We start from the raw sequence: 611 nt of genomic DNA, 5'->3' as shown, positions 1-611 counted from the left end.
GAGAGTCCCATGGCCAAAGAGAAATTCAACCGCTCGAAGCCGCACTGCAACATCGGCACGATCGGTCACGTTGACCACGGCAAGACGTCGCTGACGGCTGCGATCACGAAGATCCTGGCCGAGACGGGCGGCGCGACGTTCACGGCGTACGACCAGATCGACAAGGCGCCGGAAGAAAAGGCGCGTGGCATCACGATCTCGACGGCGCACGTGGAATACGAGACCACGAACCGCCACTATGCGCACGTGGACTGCCCCGGCCACGCCGACTATGTGAAGAACATGATCACCGGCGCGGCGCAGATGGACGGCGCGATCCTGGTGGTGTCCGCGGCCGACGGCCCGATGCCGCAGACCCGCGAGCACATCCTGCTGGCCCGCCAGGTGGGCGTGCCCGCCCTGGTGGTGTTCCTGAACAAGTGCGACATGGTCGACGATCCCGAGCTGCTGGAGCTCGTGGAGATGGAAGTGCGCGAGCTTCTGTCCAAGTACGACTTCCCCGGCGACGACATCCCGATCGTGCGCGGTTCGGCCCTGGTGGCGCTCGAGAACGGCAACCCCGAGCTCGGCAAGAACGCCATCCTGAAGCTGATGGAAGAAGTCGACGCCTA

At 64.5% G+C, this 611-nt stretch carries 1 protein-coding gene; it reads left to right on the top strand.

The window, feature by feature from the left end; all coding sequences use genetic code 11:
- Positions 1–9: 9 nt before the first annotated feature.
- A partial coding sequence (locus tag ACT54L_RS24925) for a GTP-binding protein (protein ID WP_476088356.1) occupies positions 10–611 on the top strand: 602 nt, incomplete at its 3' end.

It is taken from the genome of Aquabacter sp. DMC10, assembly GCF_056314145.1.
Note: the sequence above shows the minus strand (reverse complement) of the source record. Positions and strands in the feature narration are given on the sequence as shown.